At 58.9% G+C, this 1,729-nt stretch carries 2 rRNA genes; both read left to right on the plus strand.

The window, feature by feature from the left end:
* Positions 1 to 176 (plus strand): 16S ribosomal RNA (locus tag ACIQBJ_RS35225); the annotation flags it as partial.
* Positions 177 to 466: 290 nt separating this feature from the next.
* Positions 467 to 1,729 (plus strand): 23S ribosomal RNA (locus ACIQBJ_RS35230); the annotation flags it as partial.

Here is a 1,729-nt window from a genome sequence, read left to right on the forward strand (position 1 = left end):
CGGTGAATACGTTCCCGGGCCTTGTACACACCGCCCGTCACGTCACGAAAGTCGGTAACACCCGAAGCCGGTGGCCTAACCCGTAAGGGGAGGAGCCGTCGAAGGTGGGACCAGCGATTGGGACGAAGTCGTAACAAGGTAGCCGTACCGGAAGGTGCGGCTGGATCACCTCCTTTCTAAGGAGCACACGGCAGCTTCGGGCGAATGTCCCGGAGTGCTTGCTCATGGGTGGAACGTTGACTATTCGGCACAGGGAGCGAACAGCTCGCCAGTACTGCCTCTTCGGGGGCGTGGAACGCGGTCTGGGGGTTGCCTGTGTCGGGCACGTTGTTGGGTCCTGAGGGAACGGCCATTCGGTCGTTGTCTTCAGGTTGCCGGCCTCATGCCGGGCGTCCCCTGTCGGGGGGTGTCGGGTTTGGGTGTCTGGTCGTTGTTTGAGAACTGCACAGTGGACGCGAGCATCTGTGGCCAAGTTTTTAAGGGCGCACGGTGGATGCCTTGGCACCAGGAACCGATGAAGGACGTGGGAGGCCGCGATAGGCCCCGGGGAGCTGTCAACCGAGCTTTGATCCGGGGGTGTCCGAATGGGGGAACCCGGCAGTCGTCATGGGCTGTCACCCATACCTGAACACATAGGGTATGTGGAGGGAACGCGGGGAAGTGAAACATCTCAGTACCCGCAGGAAGAGAAAACAACCGTGATTCCGGGAGTAGTGGCGAGCGAAACCGGATGAGGCTAAACCGTCATGGTGTGAGACCCGGCAGGGGTTGCCGTGACGGGGTCGTGGGAGTGAGCTTGACCGGTCTGCCGGCCGGTCGGCGAGTCAGAAACCGTATGGATAGTCGAAGGACATGCGAAAGGTCCGGCGTAGAGGGTAAGACCCCCGTAGACGAAATCTGTACGGCTTGCTTGCTCATTTCCCAAGTAGCACGGGGCCCGAGAAATCCCGTGTGAATCCGGCGGGACCACCCGCCAAGCCTAAATATTCCCTGGTGACCGATAGCGGACAGTACCGTGAGGGAATGGTGAAAAGTACCGCGGGAGCGGAGTGAAATAGTACCTGAAACCGTGTGCCTACAAGCCGTGGGGGCAGTCCTTGTGACTGTGACTGCGTGCCTTTTGAAGAATGAGCCTGCGAGTTTGCGGTGTGTAGCGAGGTTAACCCGTGTGGGGTAGCCGTAGCGAAAGCGAGTCCGAACAGGGCGTCTGAGTTGCATGCCCAAGACCCGAAGCGGAGTGATCTAGCCATGGGCAGGTTGAAGCGCGGGTAAGACCGTGTGGAGGACCGAACCCACCAGGGTTGAAAACCTGGGGGATGACCTGTGGTTAGGGGTGAAAGGCCAATCAAACTCCGTGATAGCTGGTTCTCCCCGAAATGCATTTAGGTGCAGCGTCGTGTGTTTCTTGCCGGAGGTAGAGCACTGGATAGGCGATGGGCCTCACCGGGTTACTGACCTTAGCCAAACTCCGAATGCCGGTAAGTGAGAGCACGGCAGTGAGACTGTGGGGGATAAGCTCCATGGTCGAGAGGGAAACAGCCCAGAACACCGACTAAGGTCCCCAAGCGTGTGCTAAGTGGGAAAGGATGTGGAGTCGCAGAGACAACCAGGAGGTTGGCTTAGAAGCAGCCACCCTTGAAAGAGTGCGTAATAGCTCACTGGTCAAGTGATTCCGCGCCGACAATGTAGCGGGGCTCAAGCACACCACCGAAGTCGTGTCATTGCAGCA

It is taken from the genome of Kitasatospora sp. NPDC088391, assembly GCF_044753345.1.
In the GTDB taxonomy this organism is placed as follows: Bacteria; Actinomycetota; Actinomycetes; order Streptomycetales; family Streptomycetaceae; genus Kitasatospora.